Genomic DNA, 24336 nt, shown 5'->3' with positions numbered 1-24336 from the left:
CCGGGGCGTTGCATGCTCGGAGCATGACGGCGACGCCCCTCTCCCCCACCCTCGTGGCCCACCTGCCGACCGGCCTCCTGGTCGACGGCCGCTGGGAGGCGGCCGACGGCGGCGGCACGTTCGAGGTGGTCGACCCGGCCACCGAGGAGGTCCTGTTCGACGTCGCGGACGCCACGCCGCAGGACGCCGAGCGTGCGCTCGCCTCGGCCGCACGGGCGTGGCCGGCCTGGCGCGCCGTCCCACCGCGCGAGCGCTCCGAGCTGCTGCGCGCGGTGCACGCCCGCCTCCTCGCCCGCGCCGACGACGTCGCGGCCCTCATCACCGCCGAGTGCGGCAAGACCCGCGCCGAGGCCCGGGCCGAGGTCGTCTACGGCGCCGACTTCCTGCGCTGGTACGCCGAGGAGGCGGTGCGGTTCCCCGGCCTGTCGCGCACCGCCCCCGCCGGCGGTGCCAGGCAGCTGGTGCAGCACCGGCCCGTGGGTCCCGCGCTGCTCATCACCCCCTGGAACTTCCCCATCGCGATGGCCACCCGCAAGATCGGGCCGGCGCTCGCCGCCGGCTGCCCCGTGGTGATCAAGCCCGCCCGCCTGACGCCCATGACCACCATGCTCGTCGCCGAGATCATCCGCGCCGAGCTGGCCGAGCGCGGCCTGCCCACCGGCGTCGTCAACGTGATCCCGACGTCGTCGGCCTCCGACGTCACCGGGCCGCTGCTCGCCGACCCACGCCTGCGCAAGCTGTCCTTCACGGGCTCCACCGCCGTCGGGCGCACCCTGCTGCAGTCGGCGGCGGGCCAGGTGCTCAGCAGCTCCATGGAGCTGGGCGGCAACGCCCCGTTCATCGTGTTCGGGGACGCCGAGCTGGACGCCGCCGTCGACGCCGCCGTCGTCGCCAAGCTGCGCAACGCCGGACAGTCCTGCGTGGCCGCCAACCGGTTCCTGGTGCACGACTCGGTGGCCCGCAAGTTCGCCCGGCAGCTCGCCGAACGGTTCGAGTCGTTGCGCCTGGGCCACGGCTCCCAGGACGGCGTGGACCTCGGGCCGCTGATCGAGGCGTCCGCCGTCGACGCCGTGGACGAGCTCGTGGCCGACGCGACCGACCGCGGGGCCCAGGTGCTCACCGGCGGCGAGCGCCCCGCCGACCTCGGGGGCCGCGGCTACTTCTACCGCCCCACCGTGCTGACCGGCGTCGACCCCGACGCGCGCGCCGTGCGCGAGGAGATCTTCGGGCCCGTGGCCCCCGTGGTGGCGTTCGGCGACGACGAGGAGGCGATCGCCCTCGCCAACGACACCGAGTACGGGCTCGCCGCCTACGCCTGCACCACCTCGCTGGACCGCGCGATGCGGGTCGCCGAGGAGGTCGAGGCCGGCATGATCGGCATCAACCGCGGGATGGTCTCCGACGCGAGCGCCCCCTTCGGCGGCATGAAGCAGTCCGGGCTGGGCCGCGAGGGCGGCGAGGCCGGGATCGAGGAGTACCTGGAGAGCGTCTACGTGGCCCTGTGAGCCGACGGCGGCAGCGCCTCCGGGGTCCCCCCCGGCGCAGCGGGTGTGAGACGACCGTGCACGGCGGCACTCGGGCGTGTAGCAGTAGTGCGGTGAGCCCTGCCCGTCCCGACGCCGCACGCACCGGACCGCGCACCGGACAGCGGCCCGCTCCGGTGCGGGCCGCCGTCCGGCAGGGCGTGTCCGTGGCGTTGGCCACCGGCCTGTACGGCATCTCCTTCGGGGCGCTGTCCGTGGTGGCCGGCGTCGGCGTGCTGCCCACCATGGCCCTGAGCCTCCTGCTGTTCTCCGGCGGCTCCCAGTTCGCCCTGATCGGCGTGGTCGCCGCGGGCGGGTCGCCTGTGGCCGCCGTCGCCACCGCCGCCCTGCTCGGCGCTCGCAACACCCTCTACGGTGCCGTCGTCGCTCCTCTGCTGGGAGCCCGCGGCCTGCGCCGGCTCGCCGCCGCGCAGGTGACCATCGACGAGTCGACGGCGGTGGCCGTCGCGCAGACGGATCGCCGCGCGGCACGGGCGGGGTTCTGGACCGCGGGCGTCGGCGTGTTCGTGCTCTGGAACGCGTTCACCCTGGTCGGGGCCCTGGCCGGCGACGCCCTCGGCGACCCCCGTGCGTGGGGTCTCGACGCGGCCGCCGCCGCGGCGTTCCTGGCCCTCGTGTGGCCCCGCCTCGCCTCTCGGGCGGCCCAGGGCGTCGCTGCGGCGGCCGTCGTCGTCTCGGCGGCGCTCGTCCCCGTGGTACCGCCCGGCATCCCTGTGCTGGCGGCCGCGGCCGCAGCCGTGCTGGTCGGCGTGCTGACCGGGCCGCGGCCCGCCAGCCCCGCCGCGCTCGCGGCGCACGGGCCGACCACCGGCGGCGGCACCCCCGGCCATGCCCCTGACGACGCCACCGACGAGAGTGATGAGAGTGAGGCACGGACCCCATGACCACGACCGTGCTGTGGGTGACAGTGCTCGCCGCCTCGCTCGCCTGCTTCGCCCTCAAGCTCGCGGGCCATCTCGTGCCCGAGCACTGGCTCGCCGACGAGCGCGTCTCCCGCCTGACCGGGCTGGTCACGGTGGCGCTGCTGACCTCCCTCGTGGTGGTGCAGACGGTGGGCGACGGGCGGGGCCTGACCGTGGACGCGCGTCTGCCCGCCCTGGCGGTGGCGGCGGTGGCGCTCGCCCTGCGGGCGCCGTTCGTGCTCGTCGTCGTGCTGGCGGCCGGGGCGGCAGCCGCCCTCCGGGCCCTCGGCTGGGGCTGAGGTGCAGCGCAGGGTGGGGGCCGAGGCACGAGGCACCCGCCCGCAGCACAACCGACCCCCCAGCCGACCACAGCAGCCCTGGGGCTGAGGTGCAGCGCAGGGTGGGGGTCGAGGCACGAGGCACCCGCCCGCAGCACGACCGACCCCCGGCCGACCACAGCAGCCCTGGGGCTGAGGTGCAGCGCGGGCCGCTCCCCCGGGGCGGCGGCGGGCAGTAGGTTGGGGTGATGGCCCTGTTCACCTCGTCCGACGGCGCTGCTGCGGACGTCTCTGTGCGCCCCGCCGTCCCGGGCGACGAGGACGCCGTCACGCGGGTCCAGGTCGCCGCGTGGCGCACCGTCCAGGCGCTGGGCGACGCCGTCGTCGACCTCGTCGACACCGCTGCCGTGCGCTCCCGGTGGGCCGAGGCGGTGTCCGCTCCCCCGGGCCCGGGCTTCGCCGTGCTCGTGGCGCTGGACGGGCCCGACATCGTCGGGTTCGCTGCGGTGGCGCCCGGTCAGATCCTCGCCCTCGAGGTCGATCCTGGGCACCGTCGTGGCGGGCACGGTTCACGCCTGCTGAGCGCCGCGGTGGACCGTCTGCGCTCCGACGGCGCGCAGGAGGTGGTGACGTGGGTGCTCCAGGGCGACGGCGGCCGAGAGCGGTTCCTCGGCGAGGCCGGTCTCGGCCCGGACGGCACCGAGCGCGCGCTGGCGGTAGGGATGGACGACGACGGCGTGCGGAGCGTGGTGGAGCGGCGCTGGTCCGCGTTGCTGTGAGGTCGGTCCCTGCCGGACACAGCCCCGTCACAGTCCCGTAGCACGCGCCTGTCACGATGAGTCGTACGCCGCGGCTCACCTGTCGGGGCGAGGCGGGCGAGAGGGCGACATGGGCGACGGGGCCGCGATCGTGACGGACTACTTCGCCGCGCCGTCGGACGACGCCGCGGCCCTCGCGCTCGACGTGCCGTCGGGGCCGTCCACGCTGGCGCGCGGCTCGGGCGAGCCCTTGTTCGACACGGTGGCCCTGCCTGGCGTGGAGCCGTTCGTCATGCTCGGGACGCTCCACGAGCTGCTCTCCGGCCGCCCCTACGGCGAGTGCACCGCAGAGGGCCGCCACGGCCAGGTGGTGGGTGGCGACGGGGAGGGACCGTGGGTGGTGAGCCTGTCCGACGGTCTCGTGGAGGCGCTGGTGCGCTCCTCCCCCACGCGGCTGGCCGACGTCGCGGCACGGTGGGCCCGGACCCCGGAGGTGCGCCAGGTCGTCCCGCTGGTGGCAAGTACGGCCGTGCTCGCGCTGGCGGAGCTCGCCCACCGTGCCACGGACGTCCGGCACTCGTTGTACTGCTGGACCCGCCTGCCGGACTGAGGATCTGCGCAGCCCCGCAGCGGGGCGCGGGCGGCGTCGCGCCGGGTCAACCGTCGAAGAGGCTCGACGCCTTGCGCAGCGCCTCGCGGGCGCGCCTGCGGTCCCGCGCGGCGTCGTAGGCGAACGCGAGCCGGTACCAGGCACGCCAGCTGCCGGGCTCGCGCTCGACGGCCTCCCGGTAGGAGGCGAACGCCGAGTCGGCGGCCGCGCGGTCCACCCGTCCGCCGGGCGAGCGCGGCAGGTCGTCCACGGGCAGGCCGCCCTCGCCTGCGAGCACGTCGGCCATGCGCTGCACGCGCGCGGCGAGCCGGTACTCCAGACCGATCATCCCGAGCACCAGGAGGGGGATGACGAGCACCGCCGCACCGATGCCCACGAGCACCGGCTCGCCCGTGCGGATCATGGCGACACCGCGGCCAGCGATCGCCCACACGTAGAGGCCCAGCAGCACCGTGACCAGCACCGCGCCCACCAGGCCGCGGGGCAGTCGGCGCCGCGCGCTCGTCTCGCTCACCGGTGCCCCCTCACCCGAGGTCGAGCACGTGCTCGAGACCCACGGTCAGGCCCGGGCGGGACGGCACCCGGCGCACCGCGAGCAGCACGCCGGGCATGAACGACACGCGGTCGAACGAGTCCTGACGGATGACCAGCTGCTCCCCCGGGTTGCCGAGGAGCACCTCCTCGTGCGCGACGAGGCCGCGCAGGCGCACCGCGTGCACCCGGACGCCGTCGACGTCGGCACCGCGGGCGTCGTGACCGCTCGCCGTGGCGTCGGGCATCGGGCCGAGGCCGGCGTCGGCGCGTGCCGCGGCGATCGCTGCGGCGGTGTGCCGGGCCGTCCCGCTGGGCGCGTCCACCTTGTCCGGGTGGTGCAGCTCGACGATCTCCGCCGACTCGAAGTAGCGCGCCGCCTGGGCGGCGAACCGCATCACCAGCACAGCGGAGAGACCGAAGTTCGGGGCGATGAGCACGCCCAGGGGCTGCTCGCGCCCGGCGTTGGCCTCGGCCAGGTGCTCGGCCACGCGGCCGCGCGACGCAGCCGTCCAGCCCGTCGTCCCCACGACGGCGTGGACGCCGGCGTCGATCAGCGCGTGCACGTTCGCCTCGGTCGCGTCCGGCACGCTGAAGTCGACGGCGACCTGCACGCCGCTCTCGCGCACCGACGTGGTGACGTCGTCACCACGACCGACGCGAGCCGCCAGCTCGAGGTCCTCGGCGGACTCCACGGCCGCACACGTCGTCGCGCCCATGCGTCCCGACGCGCCCAGCACGGCCACTCTCGTCTTCTCGCTCATCGCTCTCCCGTCGTCGCCTTCGCCATGGGCGGTCCCCAGCTCTCCCAGGGACCGCCCGTGCCCGGCTGGTCGTCGCAGGTCAGTCCCCGAACGGCCCGACCCGCACCACGGACCGGGGCCGCGAGGCCAGGTCGGCCGCCAGCTCCCGGACGTCCTGCGCCGTCACGGCGCGGATCCGCTCGAGGGACTCCTCCAGGCTCAGCAGCTCGCCGTGCACCAGCTCCGCCTTGCCCAGGCGGCTCATGCGCGACCCGGAGTCCTCGAGCCCCAGGACGAGGCCGCCCTGGAGCTGGCCGACCGATCGCTCGAGCTCCGCCGGGGTGATGCCGCCCTCGGCGAGCCGCTCGAGCTCCTCGTGCAGCAGCTTGGTCACCACGTCGACCTTGGCCGGCGTGCAGCCCGCGTACAGGCCGAACGTGCCCACTCCTCCGTGCCCGGAGGCGAACGAGTAGGTGGAGTAGGCCAGGCCGCGCCGCTCACGGATCTCCTGGAACAGGCGCGAGCTCATCCCGCCGCCCAGGGCCGCGTTGAGCACCGAGAGGGCGAACCGGCGCTCGTCGGTCGCCGCCAGGCCCGTGGACCCGACGATGACGTTGGCCTGCTCCACCGAGCGGCGCACCGTCAGCTCGAGACCCTCCTGCGGGACACCGACGAGGTCGTCGACCTCGTCACGGCGTGCCCGGGGTGCGACCGACCCCTCCAGGACCCACCCGCCCGCCGTCAGCTGCTCGGTGACCTGCGCGACGAGGGCGTCGTGGTCGACACCGCCCGCCGCGGCCACCACGAGCGTCTCGGGGCGGTAGTGCCAGCGGTAGTGCTCCCACACGGCGTCGCGCGGCACCGCACGGATCGTCTCCGGCGTGCCCCCGATCGGTCGCCCGAGCGGGTGGCTGCCCAGCACCGCCTGCGTGAACTGCTCGTGCACGACGTCGGCAGGGTCGTCGTCGTTCATCGCGAGCTCTTCGAGGATGACGCCACGCTCGGTCTCGAGCTCGGCCTCGTCCAGGCGCGCGGAGGTGACCATGTCGGCGATGACGTCGACCGCCATCGGCAGGTCGGAGTCGAGCACCCGCGCGTAGTAGCAGGTGTGCTCCTTGCCCGTCGCGGCGTTGGCCTCGCCGCCCACGGCGTCGAACGCCTCCGCGATGTCCATCGCGCTGCGGCGGGCGGTGCCCTTGAACAGCAGGTGCTCGAGGAAGTGCGTCGAGCCGAAGTGCCCGTCGCTCTCGTCACGGGAGCCGACACCGACCCAGGCGCCCACCGTGGCCGAACGCAGCCCCGGCATGTGCTCGGAGAGCACACGGACGCCGCCGGGCAGGACGGAACGACGGATCGTCGCCCCGTCCTGCCCGGCGGTCAGCTCGGCACCCGGCTCGCCGGCCCCGGCGAGCGGAAGGTGCCACGTCATGCGATCAGGCCTCGGCCGGCTCCGTCGCGACAGCGTCCGCGACGTCCTCGTCGGACCCGGCCGCAGCCTCGTCCTCCTCGGTGACAGCCACGAGCGACAGCTTGCCGCGCGGGTCGATCTCGCCGATCTCCACCTGGACCTTCTGGCCCACCGAGAGCACGTCCTCGACGTTCTCGACGCGCTTGCCGCCCACGAGCTTGCGGATCTGGCTGATGTGCAGCAGACCGTCCTTGCCCGGGGAGAGGGAGATGAACGCGCCGAACGACGTCGTCTTGACGACGGTGCCGACGAAGCGCTCGCCCACCTCGGGGACGTGCGGGTTCGCGATGGCGTTGATCGCCGAGCGGGCGGCCTCCGCCGAGGGACCGTCGACGGCCCCGATGTAGACGGTGCCGTCGTCCTCGATCGAGATGTCGGCGCCCGTCTCCTCCTGGATCTGGTTGATCATCTTGCCCTTGGGCCCGATGACCTCGCCGATCTTGTCGACCGGCACCTTGACCGTGATGACGCGCGGGGCGTTCGGGGACATCTCGTCCGGCGTGTCGATGGCCTCGGCGATGACGTCGAGGATCGTCAGGCGGGCGTCGCGGGCCTGGGTCAGCGCGCCGGCCAGCACCGAGGCGGGGATGCCGTCGAGCTTGGTGTCGAGCTGGATGGCCGTGACGAACTCGCGGGTGCCGGCGACCTTGAAGTCCATGTCGCCGAACGCGTCCTCCGCGCCCAGGATGTCGGTCAGCGCGGCGTAGCGGGTCTCGCCGTCCACGGTGTCCGAGATCAGGCCCATCGCGATGCCGGCGACCGGGGCCTTGAGCGGCACACCGGCGTTGAGCAGCGACAGCGTCGAGGCGCAGACCGAGCCCATCGACGTCGAGCCGTTGGAGCCGAGGGCCTCGGACACCTGACGGATCGCGTAGGGGAACTCCTCGCGGCTCGGCAGCACGGGCACCAGCGCGCGCTCGGCGAGGGCGCCGTGACCGATCTCGCGGCGCTTCGGCGAGCCGACACGGCCCGTCTCGCCCGTGGAGAACGGCGGGAAGTTGTAGTTGTGCATGTAGCGCTTGCGCGTGACCGGCCCGAGCGAGTCGATCTGCTGCTCCATGCGCAGCATGTTCAGCGTGGTGACACCCAGGATCTGGGTCTCGCCGCGCTCGAACAGCGCCGAGCCGTGGACGCGCGGGATGACCTCGACCTCGGCCGACAGCGTGCGGATGTCCCGCAGGCCGCGGCCGTCGATGCGGACGCCCTCGGTGAGCACGCGCTGGCGCACGAGCTTCTTCTGCAGCGACCGGAACGCGGCCGACAGCTCCTTCTCGCGGCCCTCGAACTGCGGGCCGACCTCGGCCAGCACCTGGGCCTTCAGCTCGTCCAGGCGGTTCTCGCGGGCCTGCTTGTCCGCGATGGCCAGCGCCTCGGCGGCCGGCGCCGCGATGGCGGCCTCGACGGCGGCGAACGCGTCGTCCTGGTAGTCCGGGAACAGCGGGAACTCCTGGACCTCCTTGGCCGACTGGGCAGCCAGGGCGGACTGCGCCTCGCACAGGGCCCGCAGGAACGGCTTGGCGGCCTCGATGCCCTCGGCCACGACCTCCTCGGTGGGGGCCTGGGCGCCGTCCTCGCGGATCAGCTTCCAGGCGTCGTCCGTCGCCTCGGCCTCGATCATCGCGATCGCCACGTCGTCACCGACGACGCGGCCGGCGACGACCATCTCGAAGACCGCGCGCTCCTTGTCGGAGTACTTCGGGAACGCGACCCACTGGCCGTCGACCAGCGCGACGCGCACACCGGCGACCGGGCCCGAGAAGGGCAGGCCGGAGATCTGCGTCGAGAGCGACGCGGCGTTGATGGCCAGCACGTCGTAGGCGTCGTCCGGGTGGATCGACAGCACCGACACGACGACCTGGACCTCGTTGCGCAGGCCCTTGACGAACAGGGGCCGCAGCGGGCGGTCGATCAGGCGGCAGGCCAGGATCGCCTCGGTCGAGGGGCGGCCCTCGCGGCGGAAGAACGAGCCGGGGATGCGACCGGCGGCGTACATCCGCTCCTCGACGTCCACCGTCAGCGGGAAGAAGTCGAACTGGTCCTTGGGGTGCTTGCCGGCCGTGGTGGCCGACAGCAGCATCGTCTCGCCGTCCAGGTAGGCGGCGACGGAGCCGGCCGCCTGGCGGGCCAGACGGCCCGTCTCGAAGCGGACGGTACGGGTGCCGAAGCGGCCGTTGTCGATGACGGCCTCGGCGAACTGGATCTCGGGACCCTCCATGGGTGCCCTCCGTTCTCGCGGGCGCCGCTTCCCGGCGGTCTTCGATCGAGGCTCACCGATCACGTCCCGGCTTCCCGGAGGTGCCGGGGCGGGGATCGGGGGGCCACTACCGAGGACCGGACGAGAGAGCTCGGCGCGGTTCTGGGTGTTACCGGTACATCTCACCAGACCAGCCCGGCCCCTGCGACAGGGACCGGGCTGGGACGGCGTGGGTCAGCGGCGCAGACCGAGGCGCTCGATGAGCGCGCGGTAGCGCTGGATGTCGATCTTCTGCAGGTAGCCCAGCAGGCGACGGCGCTGGCCGACCAGGAGGAGCAGGCCACGACGCGAGTGGTGGTCGTGCTTGTGCTCCTTGAGGTGCTCGGTCAGGTCCTTGATGCGCTGCGTCAGGAGCGCGATCTGCACCTCGGGCGAGCCGGTGTCGCCCTCGTGGGTCGCGTACTCGGTGATGATCGACTGCTTGGTGGCAGTGTCGAGCGGCATGGCTCTCCTCAGGGTCGTTGCGCGGTGCTCCGGGGCTTGTCCACCGGGCGCTCTCTGTCCGCGGCCGTTCTGACGGCCCCACGATCCTACCAGTGCGCCGGGGCGAGCCCTCCGTGCGGCGCTCTCAGCCCAGGATCTCTCGGGCGCGGGCCACGTCCGCGTGCATCTGCTCGACCAGCTCGTCCACGCCGTCGAACCGCAGCGTCGGCCGCAGCCGCTCCACCAGCTCGAGCACGACCTCCTCGTCGTACAGGTCGAGGTCGGCGCGGTCGAGCACGTACGCCTCGACCCGCCGGTCCACGCCGTCGAACGTCGGGTTCGTGCCCACCGACACCGCCGCGGGGAGCACCGTGTCGGGGTGGTCCGGGTCGGTCGCAGCCAGTGCTGGGCGCAGCAGCCGGCCGGCGTACACGCCGTCGGCCGGCACCATGCCCGTGATGCCGCCGAGGTTCGCCGTGGGGAAGCCCAGCTCACGCCCGCGGGCGTCCCCGTGCACCACGACGCCGCGCACCCGGTGCGGGCGGCCCAGCACGTCTGCCGCGCCCCGCACGTCACCCTCGGCCAGCAGCGCGCGCACCCCCGAGCTCGACCAGCGTGCACCACCACCCGCAGCGGCGAGGTGTGAGCCCTCGCGGCCCACGTCGTCGACCGCGACGACCTCGAAGCCGTGCTGCCCGCCCAGCTCCACCATCGTCGCCAGCGTCCCGGCGTTCCCGCGGCCGAAGCGCACGTCGTGGCCCACCACCACGGTGCGGGCCCGCAGCCCGTCGACCAGGTACCCGGTGACGAACTCCTCCGGCGTCAGGGAGGCGAGGTCGAGCGTGTAGGTGAGCAGCAGCACACCGTCCAGGCCCGTGCCGGCCAGCAGCTCCAGCCGGTCCTCCAGGCCCACCAGCAGGTCGGGCGCCTCGTCCGGGCGGTGCACCTGCGCCGGGTGCGGGTCGAACGTCACCGCCACGGCTGCCCGGGCGTCGGCCCGCGCCAGGCCCACCACGCGCTCCAGCACGGCACGGTGCCCCCGGTGGACGCCGTCGAAGTTGCCGATCGTCACGACCGACGACCCGAGACCGCCGGCCCCGAAGGCCTCCGCGGCCTGGGCCAGGTCCTGCCACACCTGCACGCGTGCTGCTCCTCGGTTCGTGGTCCGCTCCCCCTGCGGCGTCAAGAGTAGGTCACCCCGCGGGCGGTCACGGGACGCTCACTGCCCCTGCGCCGCCAGCACGAGCACCGGCCGCGCCAGGTCCTCGCCCTGGCGCCGGGTGTCCTCCAGGAGGGCTACCAGCGCACCGTCGGGCCCCACGGCGGCCACGGGGCCGGGCCGACCCGACGGCGCGACCCACCGGCCGAAGCCGAGGTCCACCGCCTCCTGCTCCGTCACCTGCCGCACGGGCAGGTAGGCCCGCGCAGCCTCGGCAGGAGCGATGGTGGCCAGGACGCCGTCGGCGTCGGCCTGCGCCTCCATCCCCTCCAGCGTCCGCGCCGCCTGGAGGGTGTGCCCGCCCACCCGCGTGCGCCGCAGCGCGGTCAGGTGCCCGGCCGTGCCGAGCGCCGCCCCCAGGTCGCGCGCCAGGGCGCGCACGTACGTGCCCGAGGAGACGACGACGGACACGTCGAGGTCCAGCACCGGCACGCCGTCGTCGGTCACGGACTCGCGCACCGCGTGCACGTCGAACGTGCTCACGGTGACCGGCCGCGCCGCGAGCTCCACGTCCTCCCCCGCGCGGGCGAGGGCGTAGGCGCGTCGACCGTCGACCTTGATCGCCGAGACCGTCGTCGGCACCTGCTGGATGTCGCCGGTCAGCGCCGCCACCGCGCCGCGCAGCGCCTCGTCCCCCACGGACCGCCGTGCGGCCCCCGGGGCCGTGAGGACCTCCCCCTCGGCGTCGTCCGTGGTGGTGCCCACGCCCAGGCGCACCGTGGCGTCGTACGCCTTGTCGGCTCCGACGACGTACGTCAGGAGCCGCGTCGCGCGCCCCACGCCGACCACGAGCACCCCTGTCGCCATCGGATCGAGGGTGCCTGCGTGGCCGACCTTGCGCGTCCCCGCCAGCCGGCGGACCCGCCCGACGACGTCGTGGCTGGTCCACCCGGCTGGCTTGTCCACCACGACGAAGCCGTCAGGAGCCGTCGGCCGGCGCGCGGGCCGCGAGTCCTGGCCCGTGCTCAGCGCTCGTCCTCGCGTTCCGTGCCCTCGGCCGACGCCTCCTGCGCGTCGTCCTCGTGCGGCTTGCGGTACGGGTCCTGCTCGCCCGCGAACGTCTTGCCCTCGCGCAGCGCCGCCAGCTCGGCGTCGCGGCGCCGCGCCTCGTCGAGCGCAGCGGTCAGGTGCGCCGCCGTCTCGGGCACGGCGTCGAGGTGGAAGTCGATCGTGGGCGTCAGGCGGACGCCCGTCTGCTTGCCCACCTCGGACCGGATCACGCCCTTGGCGCTCTCGAGCGCCGCAGCCGTCCCTGCCCGGTCCTCGTCGCTGCCGTAGACGGTGTAGAAGATCGAGGCGCTCTGCAGGTCACCGGTGACACGCACGTCGGTGACCGTCACGAACCCGAGCCGCGGGTCCTTGATCCTCGTGTCGAGCAGCTGCGCGACGATGACCTTGATGCGGTCGGCGAGCCGCCGGGCCCGCGGGTTCTCGGTCATGGAAGTCCTCTCTGGTCGAACGGACGACGGCGGCCCGGGCGCCTGCCCGGGCCGCCGTCCTCGTGGGAGCGTGCGTCAGACGCGCGGCTTCTCGCGCATCTCGAAGGTGGCGATGATGTCGCCCTCGGTGATGTCGTTGAACGACCCGAGACCGATACCGCACTCGAAGCCCTCGCGGACCTCGGTGACGTCGTCCTTCTCGCGGCGCAGCGACTCGATCGTGAGGTTGTCCCCGACGACCGTGCCGTTGCGCAGCACCCGCGCGCTCGTGTTCCGTCGGATCGTGCCCGAGCGGATGATCGAACCGGCGATGTTGCCGAACTTCGAGGAACGGAAGACCTGGCGGATCTCCGCGGTCCCGAGCTGGACCTCCTCGTACTCCGGCTTGAGCATGCCCTTGAGCGCGGCCTCGACGTCCTCGATCGCCTGGTAGATGACCGAGTAGAACTTGACCTCGACGCCCTCGCGGTCCGCGAGGTCCTCGACACGCTCACCGAACTTCACGTTGAAGCCGATGATCACGGCGTTGTCGACCGTGGCCAGGTTGACGTCGTTCTGCGTGACCGCACCCACACCGCGGTGGATGACGTTGAGGCGGACCTCGTCGCCCACGTCGATCTTGTAGAGCGCGTCCTCCAGGGCCTCGACGGCACCGGACACGTCACCCTTGATGACGAGGTTGAGCGTCTCGACCTTGCCCTGCTCGAGCGCCTTCGTGAAGTCCTCGAGGCTGATGCGCTTGCGGCGCTTGGCCAGGAGGGCGGCACGCTCGGCGGCCTCGCGCTTCTCGGCGATCTGACGGGCGGTGCGCTCGTCCGGGGCCACCAGGAAGGTGTCACCGGCGCTCGGCACCGAGGACAGACCCAGCACCTGGACCGGACGGGCCGGCTCGGCGGCGTCGACCGCCTCCCCGTGCTCGTCGAACATCGCCCGGACGCGGCCGTGGGCCGTGCCCGCGACGATCGCGTCGCCCACGTGCAGCGTGCCGGACTGCACCAGCACGGTCGCCACCGCACCACGACCGCGGTCGAGGTTGGCCTCGATCGCGACGCCGCGCGCGTCCTTGTCGGGGTTCGCCCGCAGGTCGAGGGCGGCGTCCGCGGTCAGCAGGACCGCCTCGAGCAGCTGGTCGATGCCCATGCGCTGCTTCGCGGAGACGTTGACGAACATGGTGTCGCCGCCGTACTCCTCCGCCACGAGGTTGTACTCGGTCAGCTGCTGGCGGATCTTGTCGGGGTTGGCCCCCTCCTTGTCCACCTTGTTGACCGCGACGACGATCGGCACGTTGGCGGCCTGCGCGTGGTTGAGCGCCTCGATCGTCTGAGGCATCACGCCGTCGTCCGCCGCGACCACGAGGATCGCGATGTCCGTCACCTGGGCACCACGGGCACGCATGGCGGTGAACGCCTCGTGACCCGGGGTGTCGATGAAGGTGATGGCGCGCTCGAGACCCTCGTGCTCGGCACGCACCTGGTAGGCACCGATGTGCTGGGTGATGCCACCGGCCTCGCCCGCGACGACGTCCGTGGAGCGGATCGCGTCGAGCAGCTTCGTCTTTCCGTGGTCGACGTGACCCATGACCGTGACGACCGGCGGACGCGGGGCGAGGTCCTCGTCGGACTCCGCCTCGAGCTCCGCGTCCAGGTCGATGGCGAAGGACCCGAGCAGCTCGCGGTCCTCCTCCTCGGCCGAGACCATCTCGATCTTGTAGCCGAGCTCCTCGCCGAGGACGCCGAAGGTGGCCTCGTCGAGGGACTGCGTCGCCGTGGCCATCTCACCGAGGTGGAACAGCACCGTGACGAGCGACGCGGGGTTCGCGTCGATCTTGTCGGCGAAGTCGTTGAGCGACGCGCCCTGACGCAGGCGCACGACCGTCTGGCCGTTGCCGCGGGGGACGCTGACGCCGCCCAGCGACGGCGCCTGCATCTGCTCGAACTCCTGCCGCTTCGCGCGCTTCGACTTGCGCCCGCGGACCGGACGACCCCCGGCGCGACCGAACGCACCCTGCGTGGAGCCACGGCCGGCGCCACCGCGCCCACCGCCACCGGGACGACCGGCGAAGCCACCGCCGCCACCACCGGGGCCACCGCCACCGGGACGACCGGCGAAGCCACCGCCGCCACCGCCACCGGGACGGCCACGGCCGCCACCGCCGCCTGCGGCCGGGCGCTCACCCGGACGCGGCATGGAGGTGCGGCCGGGCATCATCCCCGGGTTCGGGCGAGCGCCGCCGCCGGGGCGCGGAGCCGCGGGACGCGGCCCCCCGGGACGGGGGCCGCCAGGACGCGGGCCGCCAGGACGCTCACCCGCTGCGGCAGCCGGAGCCTCGGCACGCTCGGGACGCTGGCCGGGGCGAGGCATGCCCTGGCTCGACGCGAACGGGTTGTTGCCGGGGCGCGGAGCACCGCCGCCTGCACCGGGGCGTCCGCCCTGGCGCGGCATGCCCTGCGAGGGCGCGAACGGGTTGTTGCCCGGGCGCGGAGCACCGCCACCCTGGCGAGAACCGCGGTCACCACCTCGGTCACCACCGCGCTCGCCACCACGCTGCTCACCGCGGTCGGCGGCGGCAGGGCGCGGAGCGGGGCGGGGGCCCGGAGTGGCACCCGGCTGGCGCGCGGGGGCGGGACGCTCGGCGGGGGCCGAGGTCTCGGCCGCAGGCGCGGGGGCCTCCGGGGCTGCGGGAGCAGCAGGCTCCGGGGCCGGCTGCTCCGCAGCGGGCTGCGGGCGGGCGGCGGCCGGCTTCGGCGCGGCCTTCGCGGGCGCAGGCTTGGCGGCGGGCTTCTCCGCCGCGGGCGCGCCAGCGGCGCCCTTGTGCTTCTCGCGCATCATGCGCTCGACCGGTGCCTCGAGCGTCGATGACGCCGACCGGACGAACTCTCCTGCAGCCTTCAGCTCAGCCAGCAGGGTCTTGCTCTCCACCCCGAGCTCCTTGGCGAGCTCGTGAACGCGGATCTTCGCCACATCTCTCCTGTCTCGGCCCTCCCCGAGGCAGCAGGGTGGACCGTCGTTAGTACCGAGTACTCATCGCTGGGGACTCATCGGGTGCCCATCGGCTTCTGACCCGCTTCCTTGTCGACGTACGCGTGGTGCGGCCAGGACCCGTGAGGGTCCCGGTCGGGACGGTGGTTCAACGGTCGGCACGTTCCAGATAGTCCCGGACCGCCGTGAGGTCCAGCGGGGCCGCCGCACGCAGCGCGCGCGGCACGGCCCGCCGTCGTACGGCGAGGTCCAGGCAGGCGAGCGTGGGATGGACCCAGGCGCCACGCCCTGGCATGGCCTTGCGCTCGTCCACCACGACGCGGGGTTCACCCGCACCCGTGGCGACCTGCGCCAGGACCAGCCTCAGGAGCACCGACCGCAGGTCGCGCTCCCGGCACCCGACGCACGTGCGCACCGGTCCGGCAGAGCCTGCCGGCGAGGGGGTGCGAGGGCATGTCGAGTCCTGGGCGCGCGGCCCGGTCCCTGACAGTCTAGCGCGCGAGCCGCCCGACGAACGACCCACGGCCCCCCCGACGGCTCGCGTCACGGCAGGTCGTGCTCCTGGGTGGCGCTGGGCGCGGACCCGTCGGCGGCGCTCTCGCGGGGCTCGGCAGCCGCCTCGTCGGACCGGATGTCGATCCGCCAGCCGGTCAGCTTGGCGGCCAGACGGGCGTTCTGCCCCTCCTTGCCGATCGCGAGCGACAGCTGGTAGTCAGGCACGACGGCGCGAGCAGCCCTCGCGTCCGGGTCCACGACCGTGACGGACGTCACGCGCGCCGGGGACAGCGCGTTCGCCACGAACCGGGCCGGGTCGTCCGAGTGGTCGACGATGTCGATCTTCTCGCCGTGCAGCTCCGCCATCACAGCGCGCACGCGCGAGCCCATCGGACCGATGCAGGCCCCCTTGGCCCCCAGGCCCTGCACCTTGGAACGGACGGCGACCTTCGAACGGTGGCCCGCCTCGCGCGCGATCGCGGTGATCTCCACCGATCCGTCGGCGACCTCGGGGACCTCCAGCTCGAAGAGCTTGCGGACCAGCCCGGGGTGCGTACGGCTGAGCGTGACCTGCGCGCCCTTGGGTCCGCGCGCGACCTCGACCACGTACGCGCGCAGACGCTCGCCGTGCACGTACTGCTCCGTGGGCACCTGCTCGTGCGGCGGCAGCACGGCCTCCGTCCCGCCGATGTCGACCAGCACGACGCGCGGGTCGCGGCCCTGCTGGATGACGCCGGCGATGACCTCACCCTCCTTGCCGCGGAACATGCCCAGGACCTGGTCGTCCTCGGCGTCGCGCAGGCGCTGGACGATGACCTGGCGCGCCGTCGCGGTGGCGATGCGACCGAAGTCCTGCGGCGTGTGGTCGAACTCCGGGCCCAGCTCCACCAGCGGGCGCCCCTCGGGGTCCTCCGGGTCCGGCACCCGGGTCTCCTCGCGCGCCCACACCGTCACGTGGCCCGAGCGGCGGTCCACCTCGACCCGCGCGCGCGGGTAGGCGTCCGGGGTGCGGTGGTAGGCCGACAGGAGCGCCTGCTCGATCGCCTCGACCAGCACGTCGAGGCTGATGTCCCGCTCACGCTCGAGCAGTCGCAGCGTGGTCATGTCGATGTCCATGTCAGCCCTCCTGGGTGCGGGCCGGGCCCGCGTCGTCAGCGTCTTCGGCGTCGTCGGCCGCGTCGGCGCCGACGTCGTCGCCCTCGTCGCCGGTCTCGTCCGTGTCCTGCGTGTCGTCGAGGTCGTCCAACCGCTTGAGCTCGACCTCGACCCTGCCCTTGCGCACGTCCGCCACCGGCACCCGGGCCCCGCCGTCGAGCACCAGCACCGCGCCGTCCTCGGCGCCCTCGGTGCCCGCCTCGAGCACGTCCAGGAGGCGCGCCTCGAGCGTCCGGCCGTCGGCCAGGCGCAGCGAGACCAGCCGGGTCCGCGCGCGCTTGAAGTGGCGCAGCTGCGTCAACGGCCGGGAGGTGCCCGGCGTCGAGACCTCGAGCGTGTAGGCACCCGGCACGACGTCGTCGGCGTCCAGGGCCGCGGAGACCGCGCGCGACACCTCGTCCAGCGCGTCGGACCCCAGAGCGCCCACCTCGTCCTCGGGCAGGTCGACCGTGACCCGCACGACCGAGCGCGCGCCCGCGCGCGAGACCTGGACGTCCTCCAGCCACAGCCCCGCGGTGTGCACCACCGGGCCCACGACGGCGCGCACGGCGTCTGCCGCAGCGGCCCCGCCGCCACGGCCCTGCTCGTTCCTCGGTCCTGCCATCGCCTGCCTCCCGTCAGCCCTCACGCTGGTCCCCAACTCCCGGGTCCGGCACGACCGGTGTGTTGTTGTGCGACGACAAGGGTAACGAACCGCCGGCGCCCCACGACCCGGAACCCCAGGTCGCGGGGCGCTCGACGACGCGACGTCGGACACACCCGCGCCCCGCGGCGTGCCGGTGCGCCCACCGCCCCGACGGCGCACCCCGACGTGGCATCATCGGCCGCGATGGAACCGCACCCTCCGGCGAGCCGCCGTGCACGCCCCCTGAGCGCCCCGGCCGCCGTCCGCGCCGTCGTCCTGGCGGTCGCCGTCGCGCTGCTCGCCGGCTGCGGGGTGCGGCTGGAGTCGCCACCGCCGTCCGAGCCGGTGCCCGACGCGACGGAGCTCGTGCGTCGCACGGCCGTGGCCGACGCCCTGCTCGTCGCCGAGCGGGCCGGCTCGACCACCACGAGCCCGGACCTACCCGCCCCGGTGCTCGACGAGCTCGGACGCATCGCCCAGGACGCCCACGCGCACGCCCGTGAGCTCGGCGGCGAGTACCGCTCGGGGATCGAGGAGCCGGACGAGGAGGCGGAACCGTCGGCCGAGCCCACCGCCACCGGCCCGGCCACGCCCGAGGCCGTCGTGGTGACGCTGGTGGACGCCGCCGCGCGCAACCGCGCGGCGGCCAGCAGCACCTCCGGCGGCGACCTCGGGCGGCTCCTCGCCTCGGTGTCGGCCGCGCAGACCGTGGCTGCGACCCGCCTGGCGGCCCTCTCGGGGATCCCCACCCCGCAGGCCCCGAGCCCCCAGGTCCCCGAACCGTCCCAGGAAGAGGCGCTCCCGGCCACGCCGACGCCCTCCGCGTCCGAGCCCGGGTCGGTCGAGACCACCGCCCCGGGGGACGGCCCGGTCCGGCCGCCGCAGGGCATGACCGCCGCCGACTACCGCGCCCTCGTCGCCTCCGAGGACGGCGCGCGCTACGCGCTCGAGGTGCGCGCCGCCCGGGCCGACGGCGACGTCCGCGCCCGCCTCCTCGACCGCTCGCGCGCGCACGGCCAGCGGGCCGAGGCCTGGGCGCGGCTCGGTGCCGTCGACGGCACCGACCAGGACCCGCGCCGGGTCGCGTACCAGGTCCCGGCCGACGACGACGCCGTGCTGGTCCGTACGCTCGAGCGCGGCCTCGCCGTCGACTACGCCACTCTCGTGGGCACGACGGCGCCCGGCTCGCGCGGCGTCCTCGTCGACCTTCTCGTGGACGGCGCGCTCACCCTCGACGCCTGGGGCCAGGCACCGTCACCGTTCCCCGGCATGCCCGAGCTCGACGGCTGACCGGCACCGGTGCGGGTGCCCGGGGGCACCCGCACCGCCCAGGTCAGGCCAGCAACGCCTCCACCTGCGCCGCGACGTCCTCGACGACGTCGTCGACGCCGACCTGCCGCGCCTCGCCCGCCCGCGGACGGACCTCGACCACGCCCTCGGCCAGGCCACGGCCCACGACCACCAGCAGCGGAACGCCCAGCAGCTCGGCGTCGGCGAACTTCACCCCGGGCGAGACCTTCGGCCGGTCGTCGTAGATCACCTCGACGCCGCGGGCGACCAGGCCCTGGGCGATCGACTCCGCGGCCTCGAACACCTCGGCGCCCTTGCCCGTCGCGACGAGGTGCACCTGGGCGGGTGCGACGTGCGCGGGCCACGCCAGGCCCTTCTCGTCGTGGTTGGCCTCGGCCAGCGCGGCCAGGGCACGCGTCACGCCGATGCCGTAGGAGCCCATCGTGACGACGACCTGCTTGCCGTTCTCGTCCAGCACCGTCAGGCCGAGCGCCTGTGCGTACTTGCGGCCGAGCTGGAAGATGTGGCCCATCTCGATGCCGCGCGCCAGCTCCAGCGGCCCGGACCCGTCCGGCGCCGGGTCCCCGGCCCGGACCTCGGCCGCCTCGATCGCGCCGTCGCCGACGAAGTCGCGGCCCGCCACCAGGTCGAACACGTGCCGCCCCTGTACGTTCGCGCCGGTGATCCAGCGGGTCCCGGGCACCACGCGCGGGTCCAGGAGGTAGCGCACGGCCGACCGGGTCTCCCCCGTCTGCGGGTCGGTGACCTGCGCGCCCTGGGGCCCGAGCACCGCCGGCCCGATGTACCCCTTGACCAGCTCGGGGTGCGCGGCGAAGTCCGCGTCACCGGCAGGCTCCGCCTCGGCCGGCGCGAGAGCCGCCTCCAGCCGCTTGACGTCCACCTCCCGGTCCCCGGGCAGGCCGACGACCAGCACCTCGCGCGTCCCGTCCGGGTGCGTCACCGCCAGGACGACGTTCTTGAGCGTGTCGGCAGCCGTCCACGGACGGTCGGGCCGCGGGAAGCGCGCGTTGGCGAGCTCGACCAGCGAGTCGATCGTCGGGGTGTCCGGCGTGTCCTCCACGTGCGCCGCGGGGGCGTCGTCGAACGGCACCGCGTCCGGCACCGGCGTCGCCACGGCCTCGACGTTGGCCGCGTACCCGCCGGCGGAGCGCACGAACGTGTCCTCACCGATGGGCGAGGGCGAGAGGAACTCCTCCGAGCGGGAGCCACCCATGGCGCCCGACACCGCGGAGACGATCACGTACTCCAGACCCAGGCGCCGGAAGATGCGCTCGTAGGCGTCACGGTGGCGCTGGTACGCCTCGTCGAGCCCCGCGTCGGTGTGGTCGAACGAGTACGAGTCCTTCATGATGAACTCGCGCCCGCGGATCAGGCCGGCGCGCGGCCGCGCCTCGTCGCGGTACTTCGTCTGGATCTGGTAGATCGTCAGCGGCAGGTCCTTGTACGAGGAGTACAGGTCCTTGACCAGGAGCGTGAACATCTCCTCGTGCGTGGGCGCCAGGAGGTAGTCCGCCTCCTTGCGGTCCTTGAGCCGGAAGAGGTTCGGCCCGTACTCCTCCCACCGGCCGGTGGCCTCGTACGGCTCCCTCGGCAGCAGCGCCGGGAAGTGCACCTCCTGGCCGCCGATCGCGTCCATCTCCTCGCGCACGATCGCCTCGACCTTGCCGAGCACGCGCAGGCCCAGCGGCAGCCAGGTGTAGATGCCAGGGGCGGCACGGCGGATGTACCCGGCACGCAGCAGCAGGCGGTGGCTGGCGACCTCGGCGTCCGCCGGGTCCTCGCGCAGGGTGCGGACGAAGAGGGTCGAGAGGCGCAGGAGGTCGCCCTTGCGGGCGGACGCGGAAGACATGGCGCACAGGATATCGGGGCGCGACGAGCCGCCGACCGCGTGCTGGGGTTGAATGGCGGACGTGCCCGAGCTGCCCGAGGTCGAAGCGCTCGCCCGGTTCCTCGACGGGCGCACGCGCGCACGCACCGTCACCGCCGTCGAGGTCGGCGACATCGCCGCGCTCAAGACGTACGACCCGCCGGTCGACGCCCTCGTGGGCGCGACGGTGCGGGGGTGGGCGCGGCACGGCAAGTGGCTCGACATGTCCACCGAGGCCGGTGAAGCTCCTGCCGGCCCGGGCGCCCCGCACCTGCTCGCGCACCTCTCGCGCGGCGGCTGGGTCCGCTGGTACGACGACGTCCCCGAGCGACCCGTGCGGCCCCGCCTCGGCGGGTCGTCCCGGGGCGCCGCCGTCGCCCTGCGCGTGCGGCTCGACGACGGCTCCGGCCTCGACCTCACGGAGGCCGGCACCACCCGCCGTCTGGCCGTGCACGTCGTGCGCTCGCCCGACGACGTGCCGCAGGTGGCGACGCTCGGTGTCGAGCCGCTCTCGCCGCAGCTCACCCCCGAGGCGCTCGGTGCCCTGCTGCGGCGCAAGAACCAGCAGGTCAAGGGCCTCCTGCGCGACCAGTCGGCGATCGCCGGCATCGGCAACGCCTACTCCGACGAGATCCTGCACGTCGCACGGTTCTCCCCCTACAAGCAGACCCGCTCCTTCACCGACGAGGAGACGGCCGTGCTGCACTCCGCCGTCGTGACGACGCTGACCGAGGCCGTGGCCGCCGCGAGCGGAAGGCCGGCCAAGGAGCTCAAGGACGCCAAGCGCGCCGGCATGCGGGTGCACGGCCGCACGGGCCAGCCGTGCCCCGTGTGCGGGGACACCGTGCGCGAGGTCTCGTTCGCCGACCGCTCCCTCCAGTACTGCCCCACGTGCCAGACCGGCGGCCGCCCGCTGGCCGACCGCAGGATGAGCAGGCTCCTGCGGTAGCCGCGGATGAACGTTCCCTCATCCGCGCTTCATGCTCGGCTCACACGACTGCGCCACCGTGGGACCATGACGGTCTTGCGACGCTCCGCGACCGCGCTCGCGATCCTCGTCGCGGTCGTCGGCCTCGCCCTCGGGAGCCAGGCTCTGCGCGGCACGGTGGGCGACCCCGTGGTCCGCCAGGACACGCTCGAGGTCGACGTGGCCGGCCCGCGGCACCCCGACGGCGGCACGCCGGCGGCCCCGGAGGCGCCCACCGCGCCCGCGCAGACGGCCTCCCCGTCCGCTGCGCCGTCCGAGAGCCCGGACCCGCCCGCGACCACACCCGGACCCACGCCGGCGCCCGGCGCCCCGGCCCCGTCGTCGCCCCCGGCACCACCACCGCCTGCCCCGGCACCCGAGCGGCCTCGCGAGGTCCCGTTCGACCCGCACGAGGCCGGAGGCGGCCCGGCCGCCGCCGACGACGACGACGATGACGATGACGATGACGACGACGATGAGGACGACCCGGACGACGATGACGACGACGACCGGGACGACGACGATGACGACGACTGACCCTGCCCCGGTGCCCCGCACCCGCGGCGCCCGCGTCTCGGCACGCTGGCGGATCGTCGGCTGGATCCTGCTGACCACGGGCCTGACGCTGCTCGCCGTCATCCTGACCATGCGGTCCCTCCTGACCGCCGACGTCGAGCGGGCTGCCAACACCGCGATCTCCCAGGAGCTGGAGGAGTTCGCCCGGTTCGCCTCCGAAGGGGTCGACCCGCGCACGGGCCAGCCGTTCGAGCACGTCGACGACCTGCTCGAGCTCTACCTCAGCCGCCAGCACCCCGACCAGGGCGAGGCGCTCGTCGGCATCGCCGGGCAGACGGTGCTCTACTCCGACAACACCCGCCTGCAGGGTCCGGACGGCCCCTACCGCCTGGGCGACGACGCGGCGCTGCTCGAGCGCATCACGTCCTCCGCCGCCCCCAGCGGCGTGCTGGACACGGCGCACGGCGAGCTGCGCTGGGGGCGGGTCACGGTCCAGACCCGGGACGAGCCCGGCACGTTCCTCGTCGCGGAGTTCGTCGGCGAGGCGCTGCGCCAGACGCAGCACGTGCTGCGCACCACCGTGCTCGTGGCGCTCGGCGGCCTGGCGCTGACCGCCCTGATCGCCTGGTTCGTCGCCGGCCAGATCCTCGCCCCGGTGCGGTCCATCGCCCGCACCGCCGCGCGGATCTCCGAGACGGACCTGTCCGTCCGGGTACCCGTGGTGCGCCGCGACGACCTCGGCGAGCTGGCCGCCTCGTTCAACGGGATGCTCGACCGGATCGAGGAGGCCTACACGGCACAGCGACGCTTCGTCGACGACGCCAGCCACGAGCTGCGCACCCCGATCACGGTGATCCGGGGCCACCTGGAGCTCATCGGCGACGACCCGGCCGAGCGCGCCGAGACCCTCGCCGTCGTCGACACCGAGCTGGCCCGCATGTCCCGGATCGTCACGGACCTGCTGCTGCTCGCCAAGGCAGAGCGCCCGGACTTCCTCCAGCGGCGACCCACCGACCTCGAGGACCTCATGCTGCACGTGGACTCCACCGTGCAGGCGCTCGACGACCGCCCGTGGCTCCTCATGGAGGTGGCCGAGGGCACGGCCGAGGTGGACCCGCAGCGACTGACCCAGGCGATGCTGCAGTACGCGGCGAACGCCGTGCAGTACTCGCCGGCCGGTTCCCCGGTGCGCTTCGGGTCCACGCTGGTCCGGACGGACGAGGGCACGCACCTGCGCCTGTGGCTCTCGGACGAGGGCCCCGGCATCGCGCCCGAGGACCTGCCGCACGTCTTCGAGCGGTTCCACCGCACCCCGCGCGGCGAGGACGACCACACGGGGTTCGGCCTCGGGCTCGCGATCGTCCACGCCATCGCCGACTCGCACCACGGCACCGCCTGGGTGCGGTCGACGACCGGTGCGGGGTCCACGTTCGGCATCGACGTCCCCGTGACCGTCGAGGGACCGCCCCCCATGGAGGACGACGCCACCGCACCCGGGCACGTCCCCGGGCACGCCGCCGGTGCGCCCACCACGACCACCGCAGAGGAGGAGCGTTGAGCCGCATCCTGATCGCCGAGGACGACCCCGGGATCGTGTCGTTCGTGCAGAAGGGCCTGCGCGCGGCGGGGTACACCACGGTCGTCGCCGAGGACGGCCAGTCGGCGCTGATGATGGCCCGCATGGGCGAGTTCGACCTGGTGCTGCTCGACGTCGGCCTGCCGCAGCTCGACGGCTTCACCGTGCTCGAGCGCCTGCGCGACGAGGGGGTCACGACGCCGGTCGTCGTGCTGACCGCGCGGGACTCGGTGACCGACCGCGTCCACGGGCTCGAGGGCGGCGCGAACGACTACGTGACCAAGCCGTTCCAGTTCGCCGAGCTCCTCGCCCGGGTCCGCCTGCGGCTGCGTGAGCCTGCGCCGGCCGAGGCCCGGAGCCTGCGCGCCGGCGGCATGTCGCTCGACCTGCGCACCCGCCAGGTCACCGTCGAGGACCGCACCGTGGACCTCTCCGGGCGCGAGTTCGCGCTGCTCGAGGTGTTCATGCGGCACGAGAACCAGATCCTGTCGCGCGAGCAGCTCCTGGGGCACGTGTGGGGGTACGACTTCGACCCCGCGTCCAACGTGGTGGACGTGTACGTGCGGGCGCTGCGCCGCAAGATCGGTGCCGACCGCGTGCAGACCCTGCGGGGGTCGGGCTACCGGCTCCCCTCGGCGTAGCCACCGAGGGGTCGTCGTGCGGCCCGCCAGGCGGA

Annotated in this window: 23 protein-coding genes; 10 read left to right on the top strand and 13 right to left on the bottom strand. The window is 74.2% G+C overall.

Annotation, left to right across the window (positions count from 1 at the left end; genetic code table 11):
• The first annotated feature begins 23 nt into the window (after positions 1-23).
• The 5 genes from DNL40_RS03305 to DNL40_RS03285 all read left to right on the top strand — a co-directional run bounded on the left by DNL40_RS03305 (position 24) and on the right by DNL40_RS03285 (position 4092).
• A complete protein-coding gene (locus DNL40_RS03305; protein ID WP_111249766.1) occupies positions 24-1505 on the top strand; it encodes an NAD-dependent succinate-semialdehyde dehydrogenase in 1482 nt (493 codons plus the stop codon).
• 92 nt (positions 1506-1597) lie between these two features.
• Positions 1598-2428, top strand: a complete 831-nt coding sequence (locus DNL40_RS03300) for an AzlC family ABC transporter permease (protein WP_425450745.1) — start codon at positions 1598-1600, stop codon at positions 2426-2428.
• On the top strand, positions 2425-2745 hold the full coding sequence (locus DNL40_RS03295; RefSeq protein WP_111249764.1) for an AzlD domain-containing protein: 321 nt from the start codon (positions 2425-2427) through the stop codon (positions 2743-2745). The genes DNL40_RS03300 and DNL40_RS03295 overlap by 4 nt, the downstream gene beginning before the upstream one ends.
• A gap of 227 nt (positions 2746-2972) precedes the next feature.
• The gene (locus tag DNL40_RS03290; protein ID WP_111249763.1) at positions 2973-3503 is read left to right on the top strand and encodes a GNAT family N-acetyltransferase; all 531 of its coding nucleotides are present in this window, start codon (positions 2973-2975) and stop codon (positions 3501-3503) included.
• Positions 3504-3612: 109 nt separating this feature from the next.
• Positions 3613-4092 carry a hypothetical protein gene (locus DNL40_RS03285; RefSeq protein ID WP_111249762.1) on the top strand — a complete coding sequence of 160 codons (480 nt, stop codon included), beginning with the start codon at positions 3613-3615 and terminating at the stop codon, positions 4090-4092.
• Positions 4093-4138: 46 nt separating this feature from the next.
• On the opposite strand, the gene DNL40_RS03280 is transcribed toward DNL40_RS03285, so the two are convergent.
• The 12 genes from DNL40_RS03280 to DNL40_RS03225 form a co-directional block, all read right to left on the bottom strand.
• The gene (locus DNL40_RS03280) at positions 4139-4606 is read right to left on the bottom strand and encodes a tetratricopeptide repeat protein (protein WP_111249761.1); all 468 of its coding nucleotides are present in this window, start codon (positions 4604-4606) and stop codon (positions 4139-4141) included.
• 10 nt (positions 4607-4616) lie between these two features.
• Positions 4617-5387: a 4-hydroxy-tetrahydrodipicolinate reductase gene (dapB, locus tag DNL40_RS03275; RefSeq protein ID WP_111249760.1), complete on the bottom strand. Its 771-nt coding sequence runs from the start codon at positions 5385-5387 to the stop codon at positions 4617-4619.
• 79 nt (positions 5388-5466) lie between these two features.
• Positions 5467-6795, bottom strand: coding sequence for a M16 family metallopeptidase (locus DNL40_RS03270; RefSeq protein WP_111249759.1), 1329 nt, complete (start codon positions 6793-6795; stop codon positions 5467-5469).
• A 4-nt stretch (positions 6796-6799) separates the two neighbouring features.
• Complete coding sequence (locus DNL40_RS03265) at positions 6800-9049, bottom strand: polyribonucleotide nucleotidyltransferase (RefSeq protein WP_111249758.1); 2250 nt, start codon at positions 9047-9049, stop codon at positions 6800-6802.
• A 213-nt stretch (positions 9050-9262) separates the two neighbouring features.
• A complete protein-coding gene (gene rpsO, locus DNL40_RS03260) occupies positions 9263-9532 on the bottom strand; it encodes a 30S ribosomal protein S15 (protein WP_111249757.1) in 270 nt (89 codons plus the stop codon).
• A gap of 124 nt (positions 9533-9656) precedes the next feature.
• Positions 9657-10652 (bottom strand): bifunctional riboflavin kinase/FAD synthetase, encoded by a 996-nt coding sequence (locus DNL40_RS03255; RefSeq protein WP_111249756.1) that lies wholly within the window; start codon positions 10650-10652, stop codon positions 9657-9659.
• 78 nt (positions 10653-10730) lie between these two features.
• Positions 10731-11699, bottom strand: coding sequence for a tRNA pseudouridine(55) synthase TruB (truB, locus tag DNL40_RS03250; protein WP_111249755.1), 969 nt, complete (start codon positions 11697-11699; stop codon positions 10731-10733).
• The gene (gene rbfA / locus DNL40_RS03245; RefSeq protein WP_111249754.1) at positions 11696-12169 is read right to left on the bottom strand and encodes a 30S ribosome-binding factor RbfA; all 474 of its coding nucleotides are present in this window, start codon (positions 12167-12169) and stop codon (positions 11696-11698) included. The genes truB and rbfA overlap by 4 nt, the downstream gene beginning before the upstream one ends.
• Before the next feature lie 75 nt (positions 12170-12244).
• A complete protein-coding gene (gene infB, locus DNL40_RS03240) occupies positions 12245-15130 on the bottom strand; it encodes a translation initiation factor IF-2 (protein WP_111249753.1) in 2886 nt (961 codons plus the stop codon).
• 166 nt (positions 15131-15296) lie between these two features.
• Positions 15297-15521, bottom strand: a complete 225-nt coding sequence (locus DNL40_RS03235; protein ID WP_342766629.1) for a YlxR family protein — start codon at positions 15519-15521, stop codon at positions 15297-15299.
• Between the two features lie 170 nt (positions 15522-15691).
• On the bottom strand, positions 15692-16759 hold the full coding sequence (gene nusA / locus DNL40_RS03230; protein ID WP_111249752.1) for a transcription termination factor NusA: 1068 nt from the start codon (positions 16757-16759) through the stop codon (positions 15692-15694).
• Position 16760: 1 nt separating this feature from the next.
• A complete protein-coding gene (locus DNL40_RS03225; RefSeq protein ID WP_111249751.1) occupies positions 16761-17402 on the bottom strand; it encodes a ribosome maturation factor RimP in 642 nt (213 codons plus the stop codon).
• 225 nt (positions 17403-17627) lie between these two features.
• On the opposite strand from DNL40_RS03225, the gene DNL40_RS03220 reads away from it, so the two are divergent.
• The gene (locus DNL40_RS03220) at positions 17628-18713 is read left to right on the top strand and encodes a DUF4439 domain-containing protein (protein WP_111249750.1); all 1086 of its coding nucleotides are present in this window, start codon (positions 17628-17630) and stop codon (positions 18711-18713) included.
• Positions 18714-18756: 43 nt separating this feature from the next.
• On the opposite strand, the gene DNL40_RS03215 is transcribed toward DNL40_RS03220, so the two are convergent.
• Positions 18757-20583 (bottom strand): proline--tRNA ligase, encoded by a 1827-nt coding sequence (locus DNL40_RS03215; RefSeq protein WP_111249749.1) that lies wholly within the window; start codon positions 20581-20583, stop codon positions 18757-18759.
• A gap of 61 nt (positions 20584-20644) precedes the next feature.
• Here DNL40_RS03215 and DNL40_RS03210 point away from each other — a divergent pair, with 61 nt between their 5' ends.
• The 4 genes from DNL40_RS03210 to DNL40_RS03195 all read left to right on the top strand — a co-directional run bounded on the left by DNL40_RS03210 (position 20645) and on the right by DNL40_RS03195 (position 24301).
• Positions 20645-21550 carry an Fpg/Nei family DNA glycosylase gene (locus tag DNL40_RS03210; RefSeq protein WP_111249914.1) on the top strand — a complete coding sequence of 302 codons (906 nt, stop codon included), beginning with the start codon at positions 20645-20647 and terminating at the stop codon, positions 21548-21550.
• Positions 21551-21616: 66 nt separating this feature from the next.
• Complete coding sequence (locus DNL40_RS16330) at positions 21617-22105, top strand: hypothetical protein (protein ID WP_179950907.1); 489 nt, start codon at positions 21617-21619, stop codon at positions 22103-22105.
• Between the two features lie 10 nt (positions 22106-22115).
• Positions 22116-23642, top strand: a complete 1527-nt coding sequence (locus DNL40_RS03200; protein ID WP_218925980.1) for a sensor histidine kinase — start codon at positions 22116-22118, stop codon at positions 23640-23642.
• A complete protein-coding gene (locus DNL40_RS03195) occupies positions 23639-24301 on the top strand; it encodes a response regulator transcription factor (RefSeq protein ID WP_111249746.1) in 663 nt (220 codons plus the stop codon). Before DNL40_RS03200 ends, DNL40_RS03195 begins: the two co-directional genes overlap by 4 nt.
• The last annotated feature ends 35 nt before the right edge of the window (positions 24302-24336 follow it).

Source organism: Xylanimonas oleitrophica (assembly GCF_003244315.1).
Classification (GTDB): domain Bacteria; phylum Actinomycetota; class Actinomycetes; order Actinomycetales; family Cellulomonadaceae; genus Xylanimonas_A; species Xylanimonas_A oleitrophica.
Note: the sequence above shows the minus strand (reverse complement) of the source record. Positions and strands in the feature narration are given on the sequence as shown.